Below are 22,430 nucleotides of genomic sequence, written 5' to 3'. Positions count from 1 at the left end.
CGCTTTCAGGATTTCCGGGACCCGCTCGCACGCACTACTTTCATCAGGTCTCCTGCGGGACCCTCGAGCTGACGCGGGGGACGCCACACTGCGCGCAGGGATCGGTCGAGTTCCAAGCCTTCGACGGCTACCACCCGAAGTTCTCCCTGCTTCACCTGGTCCTCGACGGCCAGCGTGCTCAGTACCGCCGGGCCGACGCCACCGAGCACGCTGGTTCGAATCGCGGCCGAACTACCCAGTTCCAACAACGGTGCACCGCGCTCGTATTCGTGTAACGCCAGGTCGAGAGTCGTTCTGGTTCCCGATCCGGGCTCGCGCACCAGCAGCGGCGTCGCTGCCAGTTCGGCGACGGTCAGCGGCTTTCGTCGACGCGCCCATGGATGATCCGGATGAACGACCACGACCAGCGAGTCACGCGCGACGGTGACGCTGGACAGGCTCTTCGGAACGGTCGGTGACTCGACGAATCCGAGGTCGCACATTCCCACCTCGACAGCCTCGAGGACGCGGGTCGAGTTGTAGACCTGAAGGTGGACGGTGACACCAGGATGTAGTGACCGAAAGATACCGAGCCAGGCCGGAATCAGATGTTCGGCGACGGTCATGCTGGCACACACGGTCAATTCCGCGGATCGTTCGGTCCGCATCCCTTCGGCGACGTCGAGAAGCTGCCTCGAGTTGGCGAGGACGCGGCGCGCCCAGTGGACGATGACGGTCCCCTGCGGAGTCAAAGCCGCCCCCGTCGACCTTCGGTGTATGAGTGGCATCCCGAGCTGCCGCTCGAGGGCTTTGACGGCGCGGCTGGCATTCGGCTGCGCAATGTTTGCTGAACGGCTTGCCGCACTGAGACTTCCGTGATCATCGATGCCGATGAGTAGCTCGAGAGTGGTGAGGTCGGGCCACCGTCTGGTCATGCAAACAGGCTATACCCAACTTCACGTTCATATCGATTTGATATGCCGTGATGGTAGAAATCGCCCTACCGGAGCGATGGTGGCTCAAGGACGCTGGATGAGTGAACCGTGATGTGAAGTCCGTGGCCGAGAAACCCGCAGTCGCCCCTTCGTCAGAAGTACGACGGGGGTCCAGTGTGGCTGCATTGGTGCCCGGAGTTGCGTTGTGCGCCTTGGGGGCCACGGTCGCGCTGATAGCCGGTCAGTTCACCTCCGCCGTGAGTCCGTTGCTGATTGCGATCGTGGCGGGTGCGGTGTTGGCGAATACCGTCTCTTTGCCGGCGAAATTCCAACCTGGCCTGGCATTCTCGGCGAAACGGCTACTTCGGGTGGGTATCGCTCTGCTCGGGCTGCAATTGATGTTCTCCGACATCGTCGGTTTGGGCTGGGGAGTGATCGCCGTTGTGGTTGCGATTGTGTTCCTCGGTATCGCCGGGACCATGTATGCCGGAAAATTTCTCGGATTGAGTTGGTCGCAGAGAATTCTGATTGCCTGCGGCTTCTCGATCTGTGGCGCTGCCGCCGTGGCTGCTGCGGACGGTGTGGTGAATGCGCGAGAGGAAGAGTTGCTCACCGCTGTTGCGTTGGTGGTGATCTTCGGAACTCTGATGATTCCGACAATCCCACTGTTGGCCAACGCTTTCGGTATGAACGAGGTCGGTGCAGGCATGTGGGCCGGTGGGTCGATCCACGAAGTGGCGCAAGTGGTGGCTGCCGGCAGCGCTCTCGGCGCCACCGCGTTGGGTGTCGCGACCGTGGTGAAACTTGCGCGCGTGTTGATGTTGGCGCCGGTCATGGCATTTCTGAGCATCCGGCAACGCAGGATGGTCGACAGCACCGCCACCAAGCGTCCTCCGTTGGTTCCGTTTTTCGTCGTGGCGTTCATCGGCTGTACGGGCTTGCGCTCCACGGGCATCTTGCCGGATGAGCTTCTGGGGCTGGCGAAGACGGTGCAGACGGCGCTGTTGGCCGCCGCGATGTTCGCACTCGGGCTGGGGGTGCGGTTGAGCGTCATTCGTGGAGTTGGCGCCCGGCCATTCGTGCTGGCCGCGATTTCCACTGTGTGGGTGGCAACGATCGCCTACGTCGGAGTCGTGCTGGTCAGCTGATCGAGCGCTGAGTCCGCCACGCGCTCGGGCTCATCGAGAACTGAGTGCGAAACCAGCGCGAGAAACTACCCTGCGTCGAAAACCCGAGGTGCACAGCCACTTCGGTCAACGAATAGCGAGGGTTGGAGACAAATCGTTCCGCGAGGGAGCTTCGAACCGAATTGAGAACGGCCGTGAACGTATCTCCGGATTCGGCGAGATGACGGTGCAGTGTCCGCCGGTCGAATCCGAGACTGCGTGCCACTTGCTCGACAGAGCAGCGGCCGGTCGGAAGCAGAACTTCGATCAATTCCTTGGTGCGGCTGAGGGTATCGGAGGTTTCCGAGGCGGGAAGCGAGTCGAGGAACTGGCGAGCGTACGGCCGGAGTAACTCGTCGGAAAGTTGGTTAGCCGCATCCAGGTCGGCGGCGAAGAAAACGATACCGGTGAACTCGTGATCGAATTCCACCGTCTCGCCGAGGATTCGCCGATGCGTGCTCGTGTCTTTCGGGGCATTGTGCGTGAATCCCACGCTGACCGGTTGCCATCGAGAACCCAGGAAACTCCGCAGGATCTGCAGTGTCGCGCCGACTGCGAGTTCGACGCTCTGTCTGGTGTCGACCGGTTCGCCGACCTCGAGCGAGATTCGCAGGGTGGCGAGTCCGTTGACCTCGTTCAATCGAATGCGTAATGACTCGTTGTACGTGTGCTCGTATCGCATCAATACGTCGAGTGCGCTCCTGACGTCTGGTTCTTCCCTGATGACCAAGCTGAGGGGGCCGAGATTGGACAGTCGACGCAGGCCGGCGAGTAGAAGCCCGAAGTCTTCGTGTCCGGACTCCGCTGCCGATCGCTCCAGGAGCGATGCGATGGAGGCGGCCGGTACCCATTGGTCGGGGTTCGCCAGGCTTGCCGGGCTCAGGCCGACACTTCTCATGAGGGCCACAGCGTCCACATCCACTGTTCGGCACAGGTCGACGTATCGGTTCAGTGACGCGTAGCGGGCGAGTGGCTTCATAGGGCCCCCTTTACTCGATGTCCCGAAATGTTGTGTTGTGTGTCTCGTCAAGTTAAGCATGTGAGCCGGATCTCACATAGTTTTGTTCACATCAGTTCGGCACGACCACGAAGCCGAGCACCGACTTCTGGAAGTTGTTGCGTACGAATACAGCTCGACCGTAATCGAGTCGAGCCCGCCCACAGAATTGGAGAGCATTGATGGCAAACGCCATTCGGTTCCACGAGATCGGCACACCGTCCGTCATGCGTTGGGAAGAGATCGAGGTAGGACGACCGGGCGCCGGAGAGGTTCGGGTTCGTCATGAAGCGGTGGGGTTGAACTTCGCCGACACCTACTTTCGAAGTGGCCTCTATCCTGCGCAATTGCCTGCCGGGATGGGCGTCGAGGGCGCCGGTGTGGTCGAAGAGATCGGCGAGGGAGTAGTCGATTTTGCAGTGGGGGACCGTGTGACCTACACCGGCAGTCCGCTGGGTGCGTACGCCACCGAGCGGATCATGGCGTCGTCCGACCTGATCGCGCTACCCGACGGCATCGCCTTCGACACCGCGGCCGCCATGACCATGCGAGGACTGACTGCCGCCTACCTTCTGCGTCGCATCTACCCGTTGAAAGCGGGAGACACCGTGTTGCTACATGCTGCGGCGGGCGGGGTTGGACTGATCTTCACCCAGTGGGCAAAACTGTTGGGAATCAAAGTGATCGGAACGGTGTCGAGCGACGAGAAGGCGAGCGTTGCCCGAGCTCACGGTTGCGATGAAGTCGTCATCTACACCCGCGAGGACGTCGTCGCGCGTGTCAAGGAGATCACCGGGGGCGTCGGCGTGCCGGTTGTCTACGACAGTATCGGGCAATCCACGTTCGACATCTCTCTCGATTGCCTTGCCAGGCGGGGGCTGCTGGTGTGCTTCGGAACGGCGTCCGGACCGACTCCGCCGATTCAGGCAATGCAGTTGGCAGTCAAGGGATCACTCTTCCTCACACGTCCGGCTCTCGCCGATTACATCGCGGATCCCGAAGAACGTGCCGAACTGGCGGGCGAACTGTTCTCACACGTCGAGTCCGGGCGAATCAAGATCGAGATCAACCAGCGGTACCCCCTCGAAGATGCGGTGCGTGCGCACCACGACATGGAGTCCGGTCGCAGTATCGGTTCCTCCGTCTTCTCCGTCTGAACCGAAACAGCACTTCCCAGAGGAATTGTCATGACCAACACCGCAACGCTCACAGAAAACCTTCCCTCGTCGAGGAATACGATCCGCGTCGAGAAATTGACCTGTTCGATCGGGGCAGAGTTGTCCGGGGTGGATCTCGGCGAGGTCGCGCGAGATGATGCACTCTTCGCCGAAATCAAGGCATTGTTGCTCGAACACAAGGTTCTGTTCTTTCGCGACCAGACCTTCTCCAAAGCCGAGCACGTAGAACTTGCCCAGCGATTCGGTGAACTCGAGGATCATCCGGCTCTGGGCAGCGACCCCGACCACCCGGGCCTGGTCCGCATCTACAAGGATCTGGACAGCCCGCCGGAGCATTTCGAGAATGCATATCACTGCGACGCCACCTGGCGCGTTAACCCGCCCATGGGATGTGTATTGCGTTGTGTGGAAACACCTCCTGTCGGCGGCGACACGATTTGGGTGAACATGGCACTCGCCTACGAAAATCTGCCGGCGCGGGTCAAGGAGCAGATCAAGGATCTGCGTGCCAGGCACAGTATCGAGTCGACCTTCGGCGCTCGGATGCCGATCGAACAGCGGCACCAGCTGAAGGAACGCTTTCCCGACGCCGAACATCCCGTGGTACGAACACATCCGGAGACCGGCGAGAAGATTCTCTTCGTCAATTCGTTCGCCACACACCTCGTGAACTATCACACGCCCGAGAACGTCCGCTATGGAATCGATTACGCCCCCGGCGCCGGGAATCTGCTCACTTACCTGGCGAGCCAGGCTCAGATTCCCGAGTACCAGGTTCGGTGGCGTTGGACCGAAAACAGCGTCGCGATCTGGGACAACCGATCGACACAGCATTACGCGGTGCAGGACTACTGGCCCGCGGTTCGAAAGATGGAGCGCGCCGGAATCATCGGCGACGCACCGTTCTGATCTCTCTTCCCAGCCCCGAAGATAAATTCATTCACTCGATCGGAGTCACGCTATGCATTTCCACGACGATTCACTGTTCCCCGAAACCCAGGACAAGCTTGTCATCACCGTTGCTCCCTACGGACCGGAGTGGGAGCCGGACGATTTTGCAGAAGACCTCCCTCTGTCGATGGACGAGCACGTCCAGCAAGCCGTCGACTGTTTCAACGCCGGTGCCACAGTTCTCCACATCCACGTGCGTGAACTCGACGGCAAGGGCTCGAAGCGTCTGTCGAAGTTCAACGAGCTTCTCGGTCGCTTGCGTGAGGCCGTTCCCGAGATGATTCTGCAGGTCGGCGGGTCGATTTCGTTTGCCCCGGAGGGGGAAGGTGCCGATGCGAAGTGGTTGTCCGACGACGTGCGTCACATGCTGGCGGAATTGGAGCCGGCTCCCGATCAGGTGACGATCGCGATCAATACCAGCCAGATGAACATCATGGAACTGATGACCGACGACGACATCGCGGGTACGTCGATGCAGCGTCCGGAATTGGCCGATACGTATCGGGAAATGACTGTGCCCGCCGGTCCGGAGTGGGTGGCAGAGCACCTGCGCCGGTTGCAGGCCGCCGGAATCCAGCCGCATTTCCAGTTGTCCAGTATTCCGCAGCTCGAAACGGTGGAGCGGTTGATCCGACGCGGCATCTACACGGGTCCGGTCAACCTCACGTGGGTCGCAATCGGCGGCGGCTTCGACGGACCCAACCCGTACAACATGATGAACTTCGTCCAGCGTGTTCCCGACGGTGCGTGCCTGACGCTGGAAACGCTGATGCGTAGCGTCCTGCCGGTGAACACGATGGCCATCGCGATGGGCTTGCACGCTCGCTGCGGCAACGAGGACACCATCTGGGGCCGCAAGGGCGAGAAGATGACGTCGGTGCAGCAGATCGAGCAGTTGGTGCGCATTGCAGGCGAATTGGGCCGCGAGGTGGCTACCGCGAAGGAAGCTCGGGACATCTACCGGATCGGCGAGACGTATGCCGACACCGACGAGACGTTGGCGAAGCTGGGTTACGCGCCCAACCGCCGGATCGGCCAGCTGGGATTCACGCAGCACGCCTGAGTTCACACCCTCTCGTACAACAGTTCCGGGGGTACGAACCGCGACGGTTCGTACCCCCGAATCCCCCCGTCTACCTCGAGTACTTCCTAGGAGAGTCATGGGACTGCAAGCTCCCGCCACGCCACGTGTGGACACCGCGCTCGGAATCGGCGGACGACGAAAGTTATACCCGTGGATCGTTTTCGCCCTGGCTTTCGGTCTTCTGCTCTCGGACTACATGTCGAGGCAGGTGCTCAGTGCAGTCTTCCCGATCCTGAAAGCGGACTGGGATCTCTCCGATTCGCACCTCGCCTCCCTGAGCAGCGTGGTGGCATTGATGGTCGGGCTGTTGACGTTCCCGTTGTCGCTGCTCGCGGACCGCTGGGGCCGCGTCAAGAGCTTGATCTTGATGGCGGTGTTGTGGAGTGTCGCGACGTTGCTGTGCGCAATCGCTCAGACCTACGAACAGATGTTGGGCGCCCGGTTCCTGGTCGGTGTCGGTGAAGCGGCGTACGGCAGCGTGGGTATCGCCGTGGTCCTCAGTGTGTTTGCGCCCCGCGTGCACGCAGCTCTTGCAGGTGCCTTCATGGCCGGTGGATCGTTCGGTTCGGTCATCGGTGTGGCAATCGGTGGGTTCATCGCAGTCCAGTTCAGTTGGCGGTGGTCTTTTGCCGCCATGGCAATCTTCGGTCTGATTCTGGTCGCGCTCTTCCGTGCCCTCGTCACCGAGAAGAAGCTCACCGCTTACGCCGTCGAGGCCGCGCCGGATGCCGCCGGGGAAGCGGTGAGACACGACGGTTTTCGTGCGCCGGTGTCCTCGCTGTTCACCAATCCAGCCGTGTTGTTCGCCTACATCGGTGGTGGTCTCCAGATGTTCACCGCCGCAGTACTTCTGGCGTGGTTGCCGAGCTTCTTCAATCGTTACTACGATCTGGCCCCGGACAAGGCCGGCGTCACGGCTTCCGTGTTCGTCCTCCTGGTCGGAAGCGGGATGGTGGTCTGCGGTTTCATCACAGATAGATTCAGCCGCGACGATTCGGCGCGAAAATGGACCACCGCCATCGTCTACTGCGCCATCTCGTTGGTGACGCTGAGCATCGGGCTCCGGTTGGGCACGGGGACAGCACAACTCGTGTTGCTCGGTATCGGTGCATTCTTCTCCGCCGGTTCGTCGGGGCCGACGGCAGCGATGGTCGCGAACCTTACCCATCACTCGATTCGAGCGTCGGCCATGGGAACGCTCACCGTCGCCAACAACCTTCTCGGGCTGGCGCTCGGTCCCTTCGTTGTCGGCATCCTCGCCGATCACCTGGGTCTTCTCGGCGCTCTACAGCTTTCGCCCTTCGTCTATGTCGTCGCGGCCCTCGCGTTGGTAGCCGGCAAGCGTGCCTATCCCGCCGGGATGAGGCGGCTGGCGACGTTGCAGAATCGGCCCGAGATCCCCGGCGCCACTGAAGTAACAGACGTTCGGAGCTCATGATGAATGAATCAACTACGGTAGTAATGGTTCCCGGTCTGCGGGATCATGTCGAAGATCATTGGCAGACTCACCTCGCGCGCAGGCTCGACAACGTTCTGACGGTTCCTCCCCTCGAGACCGACAAGCTCAGCCGCGATGCGCGGGTTGCGGCATTGAACGAGGTGCTGACAAGTGTCTGCGGGCCGGTGGTCCTGGTCGGGCACAGCGCCGGAGTCATGACAGTTGCTCACTGGGCGAGAGCGCATCATCGAGAGGTTGCGGGCGCACTTCTGGTCACGCCGGCGGATCTCGAACTTCCGCTGCCCGAGTCCTATCCGTCTCTCGAAGATCTCGACCGTCACGGGTGGCTACCGATACCGCGTCAGCGTCTGCCGTTTCCAAGCACGGTCGCGGCGAGTCGGAACGATCCGCTCGCCGGGTATCGCCGAGTTGTGGGTCTGGCTGAAGGATGGGGGAGTCGGTTGCTGGATCTGGGTGAGGTCGGACATCTCAATCCGGCGTCCGGATACGGGTATTGGCCGCGGGCGGAATCGTTGGTGCGGGAACTGCTCGAGTCGGTGTCGCGCGCTGCCTCGTCTCATGCCACGGATTCCGATGCGCAGGAGGAACACAGTCATGCTTGATCTTGCTGCTCTGCTGGAAGACTCGGCCCGGCGGTACCCGGAACGGGATGCGCTGGTTCTCGGGGAAGCGAGGCTGACGTATGCGCAGTTCGACGCCTACGCGAATCGCATCGCCCATGTGCTCGTCTCGCGGGGTGTCGAGCCAGGTGACAAGGTGGCGTTGTCCTGCCCGAACGTTCTCGAGTTCCCGATCGTCTACTACGGCATTCTCAAGGCCGGCGGCGTCGTCGTTCCTCTGAACATTCTGCTCAAAGGGCGCGAAATCGCCTATCACCTGGCTGATTCGGAAGCAAAGCTGTACTTCTGTTTCGAGGGAAGTCCCGAATTGCCGATCGCTGAGTACGCCATCGCCGGGTTCGAGCAGAGCGAGACCTGTTCGGCCCTGATCGTGATCAGCGCCGAGTCGGGTGCACCGTCGTCGAGCCTCGGAGTCGAGACTCTAGGCGAAGCACTGGCATCCGTGTCCGGCACGGAAACGCCTGCAGCCGCGGTTGTTCGTGAACCGACGGACACCGCGGTCATTCTCTACACCAGCGGCACGACCGGAAAGCCCAAGGGCGCTGAACTCACTCACTGCAACATGGTCTTGAATGCACTGTCGACCAACCGGTTGTTCGAGAGCGTTCCGTCCATGCATGAGCGTTATCTCCTGACTTTGCCGTTGTTCCACTCGTTCGGCCAGACAGTGACCATGAATGCGGGAATCTGCGTCGGTGCCACCTTGGTGTTGATGCCGCGCTTCGATGCGACCGCGGCACTCGAGATCATGGAACGCGAAAAGATCTCGGTCTTCGCGGGCGTCCCGACCATGTATTGGGGACTGCTCGGCGTGCTGGAGGAGGTAGTGAAATCCGGGGTGGATATCGAGACCGTCGCACAGAACATGCGGTGCGCGATCTCCGGTGGTGCAGCGCTTCCCGTCGAAATCTTGACACAGTTCAGGGAACGCTTCGGTGTTCAGATCCTCGAAGGGTACGGGTTGTCCGAGACCTCTCCGCTGGCCTTGTTCAGTGACCCGGAGAGCGACCCCCGGCCCGGTTCGATCGGCGTGCCGATCTGGGGCGTCGAAGCGCGGCTTGTCGACGACTCTTGGCACACGATCGCCGGCCCCGATGAAGTGGGTGAGTTGGCCATTCGCGGGCACAACGTCATGAAGGGCTATTTCAACCGACCAGAGGCGACGGCGGAAGCCATGCGCGACGGTTGGTTTCGCACCGGGGATTTGGCACGGGTCGATACCGACGGAAATTACTACATCGTCGATCGCGCGAAGGACATGATCGTGCGGGGCGGATTCAACGTCTACCCACGCGAAATCGAAGAGGTTCTGCTCACTCACCCAGCCGTCTCACTCGTCGCCGTCGTCGGGGTGCCGGACTCGAGCCTCGGCGAAGAAGTTGTCGCGTTCGTGATCCGAGAGCCGAGTGAAGAGATCTCCGAATCGGATCTCGTGGAATGGTCGCGGGAACAGATGGCCGCCTACAAATATCCGCGTCGCATCGAGTTCGTGCCGTCGCTGCCGATGACGGCAACCGGAAAGATTCTCAAACGTGAACTGAATCAAGCATTTTCGATGGTCTGAGGAGATCGATGACTGACGTTCGAGCAAATGAAGCATTTCCCGTCACCCAGGCCATGAAGGATTCGGGTGGCTGGAATCCGTTGTGGGACGGCCTTTCGGAGCTGGATCCCGAGTGGACCGAGCTGTACATGAAGACAGCAATGCAGCCCTGGAACAGTGGGGTGCTGTCACCTCAGGTGATCCAGTTGCTGTGCATAGCCGTCGATGCGGTGAGCACACACATGTACGCACCCGGCGTACGACGCCATATTCGCGCCGCGCTCGACATGGGAGTGACCCCGAAGGAGATTCTCGAGGTGCTGAAACTGACCACCGTCGTCGGGATTCATTCCTGCAATGTCGGCGTTCCGATCCTGATGGAGGAAATCGCGAACCGGTGAGGGCGGTCAGTCCCGCTCGCGGTTCTCCCGTTCCTCACGCTGACGCTGGAGGAACGGGCTCGGGTTCTGTCCGCCGATCGGACCGTGGCCGAGTACTCCGTGCTCGTAGGCCGACTCCGCGTGCAGGGCAACGTCGATTCCGCGGGCCTCGTCTTCACGCGAAATGCGGAAGCCGAAGGTCTTGTCGATGAGCTTTCCGAGACCGTAGGTCACACCGAAGGCATAGAGCGCGACCACGACGACGCCGACGAACTGCTTGCCCAACTGCGCGAATCCACCGCCGAAGAACAAACCTTCCGGACCGCCCGTCATCACGGCCGTCGCGAGGAGTCCGATCAGCAACGAGCCGACGATTCCGCCGACGAGGTGCACGCCGACGACGTCGAGGGAGTCGTCGTAGCCGAGCTTGTGCTTCCATCCCACGGCGTACGAGCAGACGATGCCGGCGATCAGACCGATGACGAGCGCACCGAACATGTTCACCGTTCCGCACGACGGGGTGATCGCGACCAGACCGGCGACGACGCCCGAAGCTGCGCCGAACGTCGTGGGGTGTCCGTCACGATTCTGCTCGACGAACAGCCAGCCGAGTAGTCCGGTGCAACCGGCGACGAGTGTGTTGAGGAAGATCTGCGAGGCCATACCGTCGGCCGCAAGGGCCGAGCCGGCGTTGAATCCGAACCAACCGAACCAGAGCAGGCCTACGCCGAGCAGGACGAACGGCAGATTGTGCGGACGCATCGACTCGGCCTTGAAACCCATCCGCTGGCCGAGGACCAGTGCCAATGCCAGACCCGACGCTCCGGACACGATTTCGACCACGAGGCCACCGGCGTAGTCGAGTGCGCCCATCTGGGCGAGCCATCCCTGCGGATTCCACACCCAGTGAGCGACGGGGACATAGACGAGCAAGGACCAGATGGGGACGAAGATCATCCAGGCGGAGAACTTCGCGCGGTCGGCGATCGCACCACTGATGAGCGCTGCAGTAAGAATTGCGAACGTCAATTGGAAGGTTGCGAACAACACTTCCGGGACATTCCCGTGCACCGTCGACGGGTCGATGCCCGCCATGCCGATGTGCTCGAGTCCGCCGATGATGCCACCGTGATCGTCGCCGAACACGAGGCTGTAGCCCACGAACAACCACGCAACCGTGACGAGTGCGATCGAGACGAAACTCATCATGATCATGTTGAGTACGCCCGTCGAGCGGACCATGCCGCCGTAGAACAGTGCGAGTCCTGGCGTCATCAGAAGTACGAGTGCAGTACTGACGAGCAACCAGGCAGTTGCTCCGGCATCGATGGTGGCGGGCACAGTTTTCTCCTCACGCACGCGGACCAGCCCGCGTGCACGGAACCCACGATGAGTGCGTGCGGTTTCCTCCGCACTGCGATTGTGTTGCGAACATGTTTCGGGAGAAGTCGGCGTTGCACCCGCACCGGACCACCTGTCGTGGGTCGCCGGTAGTCTTTGCGCGTGGCCCTGTACCGGAAGTATCGACCCGCGTCCTTCGCCGAGGTGGTGGGGCAGGAGCATGTCACCGCACCGCTCAGCACGGCCCTCGACACCGGACGCATCAACCATGCCTACCTGTTTTCCGGCCCGCGCGGCTGCGGAAAGACGTCGTCGGCGCGAATCCTGGCGCGTTCACTGAACTGTGAGCAGGGACCGACGTCGACGCCGTGCGACGTGTGCGACTCGTGCGTTTCGCTGGGCCCGGGCGGCACAGGCAACCTGGATGTGACGGAACTCGACGCCGCAAGTCACGGTGGCGTCGACGACACCCGAGAACTCCGAGACAAGGCGTTCCACGCACCCGCTGCTTCTCGCTACCGCGTCTTCATCATCGACGAGGCACATATGGTGACGGCGGCGGGTTTCAATGCGTTGCTCAAGATCGTCGAAGAGCCGCCGGAACACCTCATCTTCATCTTTGCGACGACGGAACCGGAAAAGGTTCTCCCGACCATCCGTTCGCGTACACACCATTACCCGTTCCGCCTGTTGGCGCCGTCGACCATGCGCGGACTCCTGGAAAAGATCTGCGCCCAGGAGGGCGTACCGGTCGAGCCTGCGGTGTATCCACTGGTCATCAAGGCCGGCGGCGGTTCCCCTCGTGACTCGTTGAGTGTCCTCGATCAGCTGCTCGCGGGCGCAGGAGAAGAAGGTGTCACGTATCCGCGCGCGCTCTCTCTTCTCGGAGTCACCGACGTCGCGCTCATCGACGAAGCAGTAGACGCCCTGTCTGCCAGTGACGGGGCCGCGTTGTTCGGCACTGTCGATCGCGTGATGGACGCCGGTCACGATCCACGCCGATTCGCGCTCGATCTTCTCGAGCGCCTGCGTGATCTCATCTTGATGCAGGCTGTTTCCGACGCCAGCGAACGAGGATTGGTCGACGCTCCGGAAGCGGAGCTGGTCACGATGCGTGAGCAGATTCAACGAGTCGGCCCGGCCACGCTCACCCGCTTCGCCGAGACTGTCCATGCCGGACTCAGCGAAATGCGTGGTGCGACGGCGCCGCGGCTGCTGCTCGAAGTGATGTGCGCGCGAATGCTGCTGCCGTCGGCCTCCGACACCGAGTCAGCTGTATTGCAGCGGCTGGAGCGCCTGGAACAAGGTATTCCGGCTGCCGGAGTCGCGGCTGCTCCTCGCGCGGCAGCAACGCCGGCACCCACCGTGCCGCCGCTCGAACCGGAGATTGCTTCCAAGTTCCAACGGCCCTCTCAACGCAAGGCCGAGCCTGAGGCACGGCCGGAACCAGCCGCGCCTGCTCCAGCTGCGGCGCCGCCGGTTGTGGAGGCTCCTGTCGTCGAACCTCCGGTAGCGGCAGTTCCCGTCGTCGAGACTCCCACTGTCGAGATCGTGGAACCGCCGGTTGCCGAAGCTCCGGTGGTTGAAGCTCCGGTTGCCGAAGCTCCAATAGTTGAAGCTCCTGTGGTTGAACCACCGGTTACTGCTCCTGTCAAGGCGGAAGAGCTGATCGGGCTTGCCAAGCCGGAACCCGACTACGAGCCCGAGCCCGAGTTCGACGAGCCGGCGGTTGCCGAAGCTGCGCCGGTCTCGGCAGGCCCCACAGTCGAGACTCTCCGTGAATCGTGGAACACCTTGCGCAACAAGGTCGGTGAACGAAACAAGGTTCTTCCGGCCATGCTGTCCGCTGCGACGGTTCACGACGTGCGTGGACATGTCGTTGTCATCGCTCACGGCTCACCGGTCCTGGGTGCTCGTGTGACGCAACCGCACAACGCGGCGGTCATTTGCGAGGTCCTTGCCGAAATGTTCGGTGGCACTTGGCAGGTCGAGTATCAAGAAGGTGCGCCTACAGCGCCGACAGTATCGAGCGCAACCAAGGCGACGGAAGCTCCGAGCCGCCCTGCCGCTGCGCCCCGCTTCTCTCGCCCCAGTCAGGAGCGCGCAGCGCAGCAGCCCAAGGCCCCGCAGCCCCAGCGCGGAGATTCGGACGACATTCCGCCGCCCGAGGCCCCCGACTATCCGGAAGACCCTGGACCGGCCCCTGCTCCTGAGGTCGACTACGAGGCAACTCCTCCGCCTGCAACGCCGGAGGACGAGGACGAGATGTTTGCGGAGGCGGCTGAGCCCGCTGATCCGACTGCCAGACGTGATCCCGAGGATGTTGCAAAGGAACTCCTCAAGGACGTCCTCGGAGCTCGCCGCCTCGAAAGCTGAGTTGCCGAGTCGGTCCGTGTGCGTGAAACAGCTGTCGGAATCCAGCTGCACCACTGTGTGATCGAATTGTTATAAGTGCCGTTCCCTTTGTGCGCGCGCGTCTCGAAAGCGCGCCGGCTCGGCCTCGCAAAGCTGAATTGTATGTGGCTGGTTTGCTGGCACATTCGTTCGCTCAGTTCCGGTGTAACGAAACGTCGATTCGGACGATGGTCGCCGAAGAATATCTGGAATTTCTCGTTGTCTGATGGGCATTCGAGTGCTGCTGTTAAATTTCGGTGTGTCACGAATGTTCAGATTGATAGTTGTCGGATGTTTGATTTGCGGGGGATCGACCAATTTGGGACATTCGGCGAATTGGCCACATATTCGGCATTGCGGCATTTCGGTGCATATTCAACTGAATATTTGCCGATCGCGAGAAAATGGCGGCCGTGAAACCGGGATCCGGTACGGATGTTCAAGCAGGAGCATGACCGGTTACGAAGCAAATAAGTAACTCCGAGTTACAGCTAACTCTCGATTGCTGTCAAATTGCTGAAACACGTTCATTGCGCCGAACGACCTTTGTTATTTGTTTATGCCTTGAGGTGAATCTGCGTTTTACACACCGATGAGGGCGTGGTTAGTCTTCGGTCGATTGAGTCTCCCGTGGATGCGCGCGAAAATAGGAAGTGTAAGATGACTGAAGATTCAACTAATCCTGCGATTGCGATAGTCGGGATGAGCATGTGGTCCCCCGGTGCACATGATCTGCAAGGATTTTGGGAGAACGTCCTCGCGCGTCGGATGCAATTCCGAAAGTTTCCGGAGTCACGGATGTCCCTCGACGACTACTGGAGCGCGAGCCCTGACGACGTCGACAAGACATACGCCGATCGCGGCGCGTTCATGGATGGTTTCGAATTCGACTGGGTCGGTCGCCGGATACCGGAGCGGACCTTCAAGTCGACAGATCTCACACACTGGTTGGCTCTGGAAACAGCACTCGGGGCTTTGACCGACGCGGGCTACAGCCGAGGATCGGTACCCACTGGACGCAGCGCCGCAATCGTCGGCAACTCCCTCACCGGTGAAGAATCCCGGATGTGGTCGATGCGTTTGCGTTGGCCTTACGTCAAGCGCGCACTCGCTGTGGCAGCCGAAGCGCGCCAGTTGGACAGTTCCGTCGCCGATGCTCTCGCCGAGACGATGGAAGAGGTCTACAAGGGCCCATTGGTGGAGCCGAGTGAAGACACTCTCGCCGGCATGTTGTCGAATACGATTGCCGGCCGGATCTGCAATTATCTCGACTTCAACGGCGGCGGGTACGTCGTGGACGGTGCGTGCGCGTCCGGAATGCTCGCGGTGGCGACTGCAGCCGAAAAGCTGGCGTCCGGCGCGGCCGACTTCGTCTTGGCAGGGGGAGTCGACGTCAGCTTGGATCCTTTGGAACTGGTGGGATTCGCCCGTTTGGGTGCACTGACCCGTGGCGACATGAACGTGTACGACGCAAGCCGAAGCGGATTCATCCCGGGTGAAGGTTGCGGATTCGTGGCCTTGAAACGACTCGAGGACGCCAGGGCGGACGGCGACTACGTGTACGCGACGATTCGCGGCTGGGGCATCTCCACCGATGGCAAGGGTGGAATCACCAAGCCCCGCGCCGAAACTCAGGCCGAGATGATCCGTCGCGCATACTCGCGAGCGGGATTCGCGGCCAGCGAGGTTGCCTTCGTCGAAGGACACGGAACTGGTACTCCCGTCGGAGACCCCGTCGAACTGGCCGGCGTCCAGCAGGCCGCTCAGACGGACGGGCCCGTCGAGGCTCGTAGCATCGGCATGACGTCACTGAAGTCGTTGATCGGGCACACGAAGGCGGCGTCGGGCATCCTTGCGCTGATCAAGGCGACCATGGCCGTCAATCAACGAATCCTTCCGCCGCTCGCCGGTTGCACCGACCCGAACCCGGCGTTCGGAACCGAAGCGCCGGCACTCTTTCCGCTCGTCAACGGTGAGATCAGAGATCCGTCCGAGAAGATGCGTGCCGGTGCGCAAGCCATGGGTTTCGGCGGTATCAACTGCCACGTCGCGATCGAATCGGCTGATGCACCATCCAGCAAGCTGACACCCTCGCAAGACGTCCGCACGATGATGGCGTCGTATCAGGACACCGAGGTTTTCGTACTTTCTGCAGATTCCGCGGTGGACTTGGCGACCCGAGCGCGGGATGTTGCAGATCTGGCGGTTCCGTTGAGTGTTGCCGAGCTGCTGGACTTTTCGGCGAAACTCTCTCGAGTGATCTCGCCGACCGCGCCCTTCCGTGCCGCAGTGGTGGCCGGACGTCCCGCGCAGTTGGCCGAACGCATGCGTCAGCTTGCCGTGATCTGCGAGAACTCCGCTCCTGCATCCGGTCAGGTGAAGGTCGTGAGCAACGAGATCTCGATCTCGAACGCCGTCCACCACGACATCGGATTCCTGTTCCCGGGACAGGGATCCCAACAACTAGAGATGGCGCGCGTGCTGATCGAGCGCTTCGAGTGGGCACGCGAACTGGCGACCGAGGCGGACGGCTGGTTGGAGGGAGTTGGAGCGGAGGCGATCACGCCTCGAATTCTGCGGAACCCGGTCAAGAGCGCTGACGCTGCGGAATTGGCGAAGTGGAAGCGGGATCTCGCCCAGACGCAGTTCACCCAGCCTGCCGTCGCTTTGGCTTCGCTGCTCTGGTTCGAGCACCTCCGCCGATTGGGTGTCACACCCAGTGCTGTCGCCGGCCACAGTCTCGGCGAGTTGACCGCGCTCTACGCGGCAGGAGCTTACGACCAGAAGACGCTGATCACCTTGGCTGCGGCGAAGGGTGCGGCCATGGCTGTCAGTGGTGGTGGAAACGGCGCGATGGCGAGCCTGACCTGCGACCGATCGACGGCTGAGGCGATCATCGCGGAAACAAAGGGTTACGCGACCGTCGCGAATCTGAATACGCCTACACAGACAGTGGTTTCGGGCACCAAAGACGCGGTCGACGATGTGGTTGCCATCGCGAAGACGCGCGGAGTGTCGGCTCAGGCGCTTGCCGTGTCGAATGCTTTCCACTCCGAGATGATGAACGAGGCCGAGCGGGAGCTGAAGTCCACTGCGCCCGTTGACGAGCAAGTCGATTCGCTGACTTGCCCCGTGTATTCCTGCGTCGAAGGGAAACGCGTACAGACGCCACTGGCACTTCGCGAATTGGTCACCAAACAGGTTGTCTCACCGGTCGACTGGGTCAAGACGGTAAGTGGAATCTCGCAGGACGTGGACCTGCTCGTCGAGGTCGGTCCCGGCCGTGTGCTGACCGGGCTCACCAAAGCGATCAATGGGACCGACGGCGTGCGCTGCTTCCCCGTTGCGTCCAAGTCCGGACGCGACGAGGACTTCAATGTCGCACTGGCCGCGATGTACGTACACGGCGCTCAGGTCCGATGGAACGAACTTTTCGACGGCCGGTTCGTGCGCGAATTCGTTCCTGCCGATCAGAAGGTGTTCATCGAGAACCTGGCCGAGGCGAAGCTGACGGTTACCTCTGCTCCCGAACCGCTCGTACTTGGTACGTCCGGCGGGGATCCGGCTGCGGCGCTGGCCGATTACCTGAGCCGACGCGGGACCTTCCTCGTCGACGTGATTCGTGCTGATGTAGGCAGTGGAGCGACTTCTCCGTCTTCTCCATCTGCTCCGACTTCGCGGGCAGTCACCAACGGCCACGAATCCGTGGCAGCGAAAGCTCCTTCGCCGGTTTCGGCTCCGGTAGTCGAAGAGCCGGCTGTCGCGGGCGCTGGGTCCGTGGAAAGTGAGCTGATCAGGATCCTCGCCGATACGACGGGATTCCCCGCCGAGTCGATCACGACGGATCTGCGTCTGCTCGATGATCTGAATCTCGACTCGATCAGTGCGGCAGAGGCTATTTCGAAGGTTGCGCATCAGTTCGAGGTTGTCGACCTCGACCCTGCCGAGTTGGCCAACGCCACCATCGGAGAAGCAGCATCGCTGATCCTTGCGGCATCACCGAATTCCGGTTCTGCCGTTCCAGCAGCGAGTTCGGTGCAGTCGGACGTGTCGCGAATACTGCTCGAGGTAATCGCGGAGGACACCGGATTTCCGGTGGAGTCTCTCGATGTGGATCTCCACCTGCTCGACGACCTGAACATGGACTCGATCAAGGCTGCCGATGCGATAGCAACTGTGGCAACGCGATTGGGTGTTCAGGGTGATCTGGATCCGGCCGAACTCGTCAACGTCAGCCTGGGTGAACTGATCGAAGTGCTCGATCGATCCGCGAAAGAGAAGTCGGGGCAGCAGCAGCCGGTTGCGCGGGCGCTGCCGATGAAGGCAAAGGGTATATCAGCCGACAGCTTCACCTGGGTTCGCGATTACACTCTGGAAAAGGTTCGGAGCGAGACAGCGTTGCACGGAGTCCGAGACCTCACGGACACGACGTTTGTCGTCATCGGTGACGACGCCGGTTTGGTCGGAAGGTTGGAATCCGAACTACGAGGGCGTGGTGCTCAGGTCGACATTCGCACATTCTCCGACGGCGCTCCTGCGAATGCGCAGCACGTGGTTGCCGTAATGCCACGCATGACCGATGATTCCGTCACCGAAATCGGCTTGCGCAGTGGGATCGAACACATGCACAAGATGGTTCCGGCACAGCAAAGTGCAGGCGCACGAACCACATTGGCAGTGATTCAGTTCACCGATGTCGAGTTGGGCAATCCGGCGCCGGTACCGAGTGCGGCGGCTTTTGCCGCTTCGGTGCATCACGAGCGCCCCGAACTGGATGTCCGCGTCATAGGATTCGACGGCTCGACTGCGGACGCGGTGGTGGCAACCACCGTCGTCTCCGAGTTGGATTCGGTTGCATCCTATGTGTTCGCGACTTACGACACCGAGATGGGACGCACGGCACTGCAACCGCGGGTTCTCGCCTCGAGCGACTACACCGTCCGCGAGAGCGGGTTGGGAAGTTCGGATGTAGTGGTCGTGACCGGTGGCGCGAAAGGCATCATGGCGCAATGCGCTCTGGCTCTCGGCCGAAAGACAGGCGCCGAACTAGTGCTGATCGGAAGCTCTCAGCGACAAGCGGGTGACGAAATCGCTTCCACTCTTGCGGACTTCACGTCTGCCGGTTTGAGGCCTCACTACTATCGCTGCAACGTCACGGATGCTGCGGCGGTGGCCGGCGTCGTCGCCCAGATCGAGGTCGAGGTTGGGCCGATCACCGGGTTTGTCCACGGTGCGGGGGCGAATGTTCCGCGGCGGTTCGAGAGAGTCGACAGCGCTGCGGCTTTCAAGGAGGTTGCACCTAAGGTCCTGGGCGCAGCCAACTTCGTCGAAGCGCTCGCTGATCGCGACTTGAAGCTGTTCGTGGGCTTCTCCTCCATCATCGGATTCACAGGTATGCCCGGAAACAGCTGGTATGCATACGGAAACGAGCTTCTCGACGAAATGGTGATGCGGTATGCCGCCGGGCACCCGAAGACTCGGACGTTCTCGCTCGCGTACAGCGTGTGGGGAGAGACCGGAATGGGCGCCCGCATGGGCAGTGTCAACCACCTCGCGAAGATGGGTGTCATGCCGATTTCCACGGCTGCGGGAGTGGATCATTTCCTTCGCCTGGTCGACAGCGGACCCGAGGCGAGTCGTATCGTCGTGACCAGTCGACTCGGCGGTCTGGACACCTGGGCGCCGGCAGCACCGGCTCTGCCGGCGGTGTCGCGGTACATCGACCAAGTGGTGACCTTCGAGCCGCAGGTAGAACTGGTTACCCGGACGACGTTGTCCACCTCGGCAGATCCTTTTGTCCTCGACCATGTCTGGAAAGGATCGGCGCTGCTTCCGACGGTGTTCGGGCTCGAGGCGATGTCGCAGGCGGCGGCCTATGTCACCGGACGCGTGACTCTGGGCCGCGTCCGCATCGACGACATCAAGCTGGATCGACCGATCGTCGTCGACACGGTCGAGGGCACCAGAGTCGAGATCAAGGCAAGCGTCGTGGAGCAGGATCGTGATGCTGCAGGAACGCGGGTGCATGTCACGATCGGCACCGAACGGACCGGGTACGGACGGCCCCATTTCTCGGCCGACTTCATCTTCGGGCTGGACGAAACACTGCCGGAGTTCGAGAAGGAGTTGCCGCGACCGGTGCTCGACATCGATCCGTTGGACGATCTCTACTCGTGGTTGCTGTTCCAGGAGGGCGATTTCCGCCGACTCGAAGAGATCTCGAGCCTCGATTCCGAGCACATTCTCTTCAGCGCTATTTCGCGAGCCGACCGTAAGCAGCACCTCCTCGGTGATCCCTACTTCCTCGATTCCCTGCTCCAATCGGGTCAGATCATGGTTCCGCGGGAGATCTGCCTTCCGGTCAACATTGCGCGAATCGACATGTACGACGGACGATTCGAGGCTCGTTCGTTCACCGCGTACGCCTACGACAAGGTGCAGACCGAGACCCACATGCAAGCCGACGTGGCGGTGGTGAAGGACGGACGAGTGGTGATGCAGCTCGAGGGATATCGCTCCCAGATTCTCTCCCACGACGAAAGCCGTCCTACGGCTGAGGAAATCGCGGATCCGACTGCGCGCGACGCACAGATCATTCTCGACAAGCTCGCGCAACACAGCCGGGCGTTGGGAGTGAAGAGCCCGCGGGTTGTGGTCGCGCATACCCCGGGGATTCACGAGTTGACCAAGTCGGAACGCCACGAGCAGGAGAAACCGATCGCCGAGGCGGCCGTGAACATTCATCTCGATGAGGATGTGGTGATCAAATGAGTAATGCCTTTGCCATCGAATGGCAGGAAACCGGAAAGCCCGTCGTCGTCGGTGATATTCCACCCTCTGTGGATGTCTCGCTCTCGCACGACGGCAGTAAGTCACTCAGTTCGGCCGGCGACTGGCCTCAGGGATGTGACATCGAACCGATTCGCGCCCGAACCGTCATGCAGTGGAAGGCGCTTCTGGGTTCGGCGCGGATTCCGCTGCTGGACGAGTTGATCGCGGGCGGCGAATCACTCGATCGTGCGGGAACCAGGCTGTGGGCGGCGGCCGAGGCGATCCGAAAGGCCACGGGGCAGAGGTCGGTTTCTCTGGCGATGGGCGCCAGGGAGGACGACGCAGTGACCTTCCGCGGCGGCGCAGACGGAAGCGTGGTGGTTCTGACTTTTCCAGCTCTGTTGACGGACAACGAGGAGCGGATTCTCGCGTTTGTGACTCATGAGGAGGATGCGGAAGAACCGGCGCAGGACTCGGCACCACAGTTCGACTCCGGCCCGTTGTCGGCGAAGTCTCTCGCGCAGTTCGATCCGATGGCCTACGGCTCCGACGTGCATGTGGTGGCCCGGAGCGGCTATCCGGCGGTGACGATCCGGTTCCCCGTCGGGTTCCGGGACGCGTGCAACGTGGGTGGATCAGTGGGGTTCGCGAGCTTCGCGCTGTGGTTGGGCGCTTTGCGAGAGAGGGGAACCGGACCGATCTCGAAGCAGATCGTGGAGGACATGGCGACGGGTCGTTGGGGCATGGTGACCAACAACTCCGAGGTGTTCATCGATGCGAACCTGTATACCGACGACATTGTCGAGGGGACGATCTGGATCACCGAACTCACCGGTCCGGATCGGGCAACCACCAATCTGCATGTCGAATGGTGCCGGGTCGACGGCGAGACGCGCACTCACATCGGGTGGAGTGCGATGCAGACGACGTGGGTGGAAATCCTCTCCCACGGTGTGGTGGCGGCACGGCCGATGCCGCAGTACTTCCACGATTTCATCGAGCCGATGACGATTCCGACGGGGACGAAGAACATCGCTGTTCCCACCGAACCGAAGAACGTCGATCGTGGTTCCGTGATCCGCTCGGCTCCGATGGTGCCGCGCAATCCGTACCTGCTCGAATCCGAGGTGTTCTCGACGACGTTGCAGGACGGAAACGTCGTGGGCAACATCTACTTCGGCAACTATTACATCTGGCAGTCGAGGGTTCGGGACAAGTTCCTGGTCCGTTCTCAGCGTGAGGCCATGGCGGCCAGAGGCGCTCTCGGGGAACTTCGTTGTGTGCACACCAGGGTTGAGCATCTGCGCGAGGTCATGCCGTTCGACGACGTCCTGGTCACGATGTCCTTGTCTGCCCTCTACGAGAGGGGGATCGACCTCGAGTTCGAGTACTTCAAGGTCAATGAGGACGGATCACGGGAGAAGCTCGCGATCGCTCGGCACAGAACTGTCTGGACGATGCCGGGCGCTCCGGGAGAACTGGAAATCTCTCCGCCGTCGAAACTTCCACAGTCGCTGATCGATTCGGTGCTGGAGGCGATCGACGGAAAGTAGGCGGGGGATTTTCCGAGATCGAAGTGGAGAGACGGGTTGCGTTTTCCTTGCGGGAGAACGCAACCCGTTTCGATGGGGA

Annotated in this window: 14 protein-coding genes; 11 read left to right on the top strand and 3 right to left on the bottom strand. The window is 61.4% G+C overall.

Features of this window, described 5'->3' with window-relative positions:
• Positions 1–5 precede the first annotated feature (5 nt).
• Positions 6–914, bottom strand: a complete 909-nt coding sequence (locus M1L53_RS14425; RefSeq protein ID WP_007731572.1) for a LysR family transcriptional regulator — start codon at positions 912–914, stop codon at positions 6–8.
• Positions 915–1,015: 101 nt separating this feature from the next.
• On the opposite strand from M1L53_RS14425, the gene M1L53_RS14420 reads away from it, so the two are divergent.
• Positions 1,016–2,062 carry a YeiH family protein gene (locus tag M1L53_RS14420; RefSeq protein ID WP_083471245.1) on the top strand — a complete coding sequence of 349 codons (1,047 nt, stop codon included), beginning with the start codon at positions 1,016–1,018 and terminating at the stop codon, positions 2,060–2,062.
• Here the strand turns inward: M1L53_RS14420 and M1L53_RS14415 are convergent.
• On the bottom strand, positions 2,055–3,059 hold the full coding sequence (locus M1L53_RS14415; RefSeq protein ID WP_007731570.1) for an AraC family transcriptional regulator: 1,005 nt from the start codon (positions 3,057–3,059) through the stop codon (positions 2,055–2,057). The genes M1L53_RS14420 and M1L53_RS14415 overlap by 8 nt on opposite strands.
• Positions 3,060–3,259: 200 nt before the next feature.
• Here M1L53_RS14415 and M1L53_RS14410 point away from each other — a divergent pair, with 200 nt between their 5' ends.
• The 7 genes from M1L53_RS14410 to M1L53_RS14380 all read left to right on the top strand — a co-directional run bounded on the left by M1L53_RS14410 (position 3,260) and on the right by M1L53_RS14380 (position 10,313).
• The gene (locus tag M1L53_RS14410) at positions 3,260–4,234 is read left to right on the top strand and encodes a quinone oxidoreductase (protein WP_003943928.1); all 975 of its coding nucleotides are present in this window, start codon (positions 3,260–3,262) and stop codon (positions 4,232–4,234) included.
• A gap of 30 nt (positions 4,235–4,264) precedes the next feature.
• The gene (locus M1L53_RS14405) at positions 4,265–5,164 is read left to right on the top strand and encodes a TauD/TfdA family dioxygenase (protein ID WP_007731564.1); all 900 of its coding nucleotides are present in this window, start codon (positions 4,265–4,267) and stop codon (positions 5,162–5,164) included.
• A gap of 52 nt (positions 5,165–5,216) precedes the next feature.
• On the top strand, positions 5,217–6,269 hold the full coding sequence (locus M1L53_RS14400; RefSeq protein ID WP_003943988.1) for a 3-keto-5-aminohexanoate cleavage protein: 1,053 nt from the start codon (positions 5,217–5,219) through the stop codon (positions 6,267–6,269).
• Between the two features lie 97 nt (positions 6,270–6,366).
• The gene (locus tag M1L53_RS14395) at positions 6,367–7,728 is read left to right on the top strand and encodes an MFS transporter (protein ID WP_007731563.1); all 1,362 of its coding nucleotides are present in this window, start codon (positions 6,367–6,369) and stop codon (positions 7,726–7,728) included.
• Positions 7,728–8,351, top strand: coding sequence for an alpha/beta hydrolase (locus M1L53_RS14390; RefSeq protein ID WP_050656466.1), 624 nt, complete (start codon positions 7,728–7,730; stop codon positions 8,349–8,351). Before M1L53_RS14395 ends, M1L53_RS14390 begins: the two co-directional genes overlap by 1 nt.
• Positions 8,344–9,933 (top strand): long-chain fatty acid--CoA ligase, encoded by a 1,590-nt coding sequence (locus M1L53_RS14385; protein WP_054188617.1) that lies wholly within the window; start codon positions 8,344–8,346, stop codon positions 9,931–9,933. Before M1L53_RS14390 ends, M1L53_RS14385 begins: the two co-directional genes overlap by 8 nt.
• An 8-nt stretch (positions 9,934–9,941) precedes the next feature.
• Positions 9,942–10,313 carry a carboxymuconolactone decarboxylase family protein gene (locus M1L53_RS14380; RefSeq protein WP_054188616.1) on the top strand — a complete coding sequence of 124 codons (372 nt, stop codon included), beginning with the start codon at positions 9,942–9,944 and terminating at the stop codon, positions 10,311–10,313.
• 6 nt (positions 10,314–10,319) lie between these two features.
• On the opposite strand, the gene M1L53_RS14375 is transcribed toward M1L53_RS14380, so the two are convergent.
• Complete coding sequence (locus M1L53_RS14375) at positions 10,320–11,633, bottom strand: ammonium transporter (protein ID WP_003943791.1); 1,314 nt, start codon at positions 11,631–11,633, stop codon at positions 10,320–10,322.
• A 162-nt stretch (positions 11,634–11,795) separates the two neighbouring features.
• On the opposite strand from M1L53_RS14375, the gene M1L53_RS14370 reads away from it, so the two are divergent.
• The 3 genes from M1L53_RS14370 (at position 11,796) to M1L53_RS14360 (ending at position 22,351) form a co-directional block, all read left to right on the top strand.
• A complete protein-coding gene (locus M1L53_RS14370) occupies positions 11,796–14,009 on the top strand; it encodes a DNA polymerase III subunit gamma and tau (protein WP_054188615.1) in 2,214 nt (737 codons plus the stop codon).
• Positions 14,010–14,687: 678 nt separating this feature from the next.
• A complete protein-coding gene (locus M1L53_RS14365) occupies positions 14,688–20,798 on the top strand; it encodes a type I polyketide synthase (RefSeq protein WP_054188614.1) in 6,111 nt (2,036 codons plus the stop codon).
• Positions 20,795–22,351, top strand: a complete 1,557-nt coding sequence (locus M1L53_RS14360) for a hypothetical protein (protein ID WP_054188613.1) — start codon at positions 20,795–20,797, stop codon at positions 22,349–22,351. Before M1L53_RS14365 ends, M1L53_RS14360 begins: the two co-directional genes overlap by 4 nt.
• Positions 22,352–22,430: the final 79 nt, after the last annotated feature.

The sequence above is a fragment of the Rhodococcus sp. T9N genome (assembly GCF_024436645.1).
In the GTDB taxonomy this organism is placed as follows: domain Bacteria; phylum Actinomycetota; class Actinomycetes; order Mycobacteriales; family Mycobacteriaceae; genus Rhodococcus_F; species Rhodococcus_F qingshengii.
This window is presented reverse-complemented; position numbering and strand designations above follow the sequence as displayed.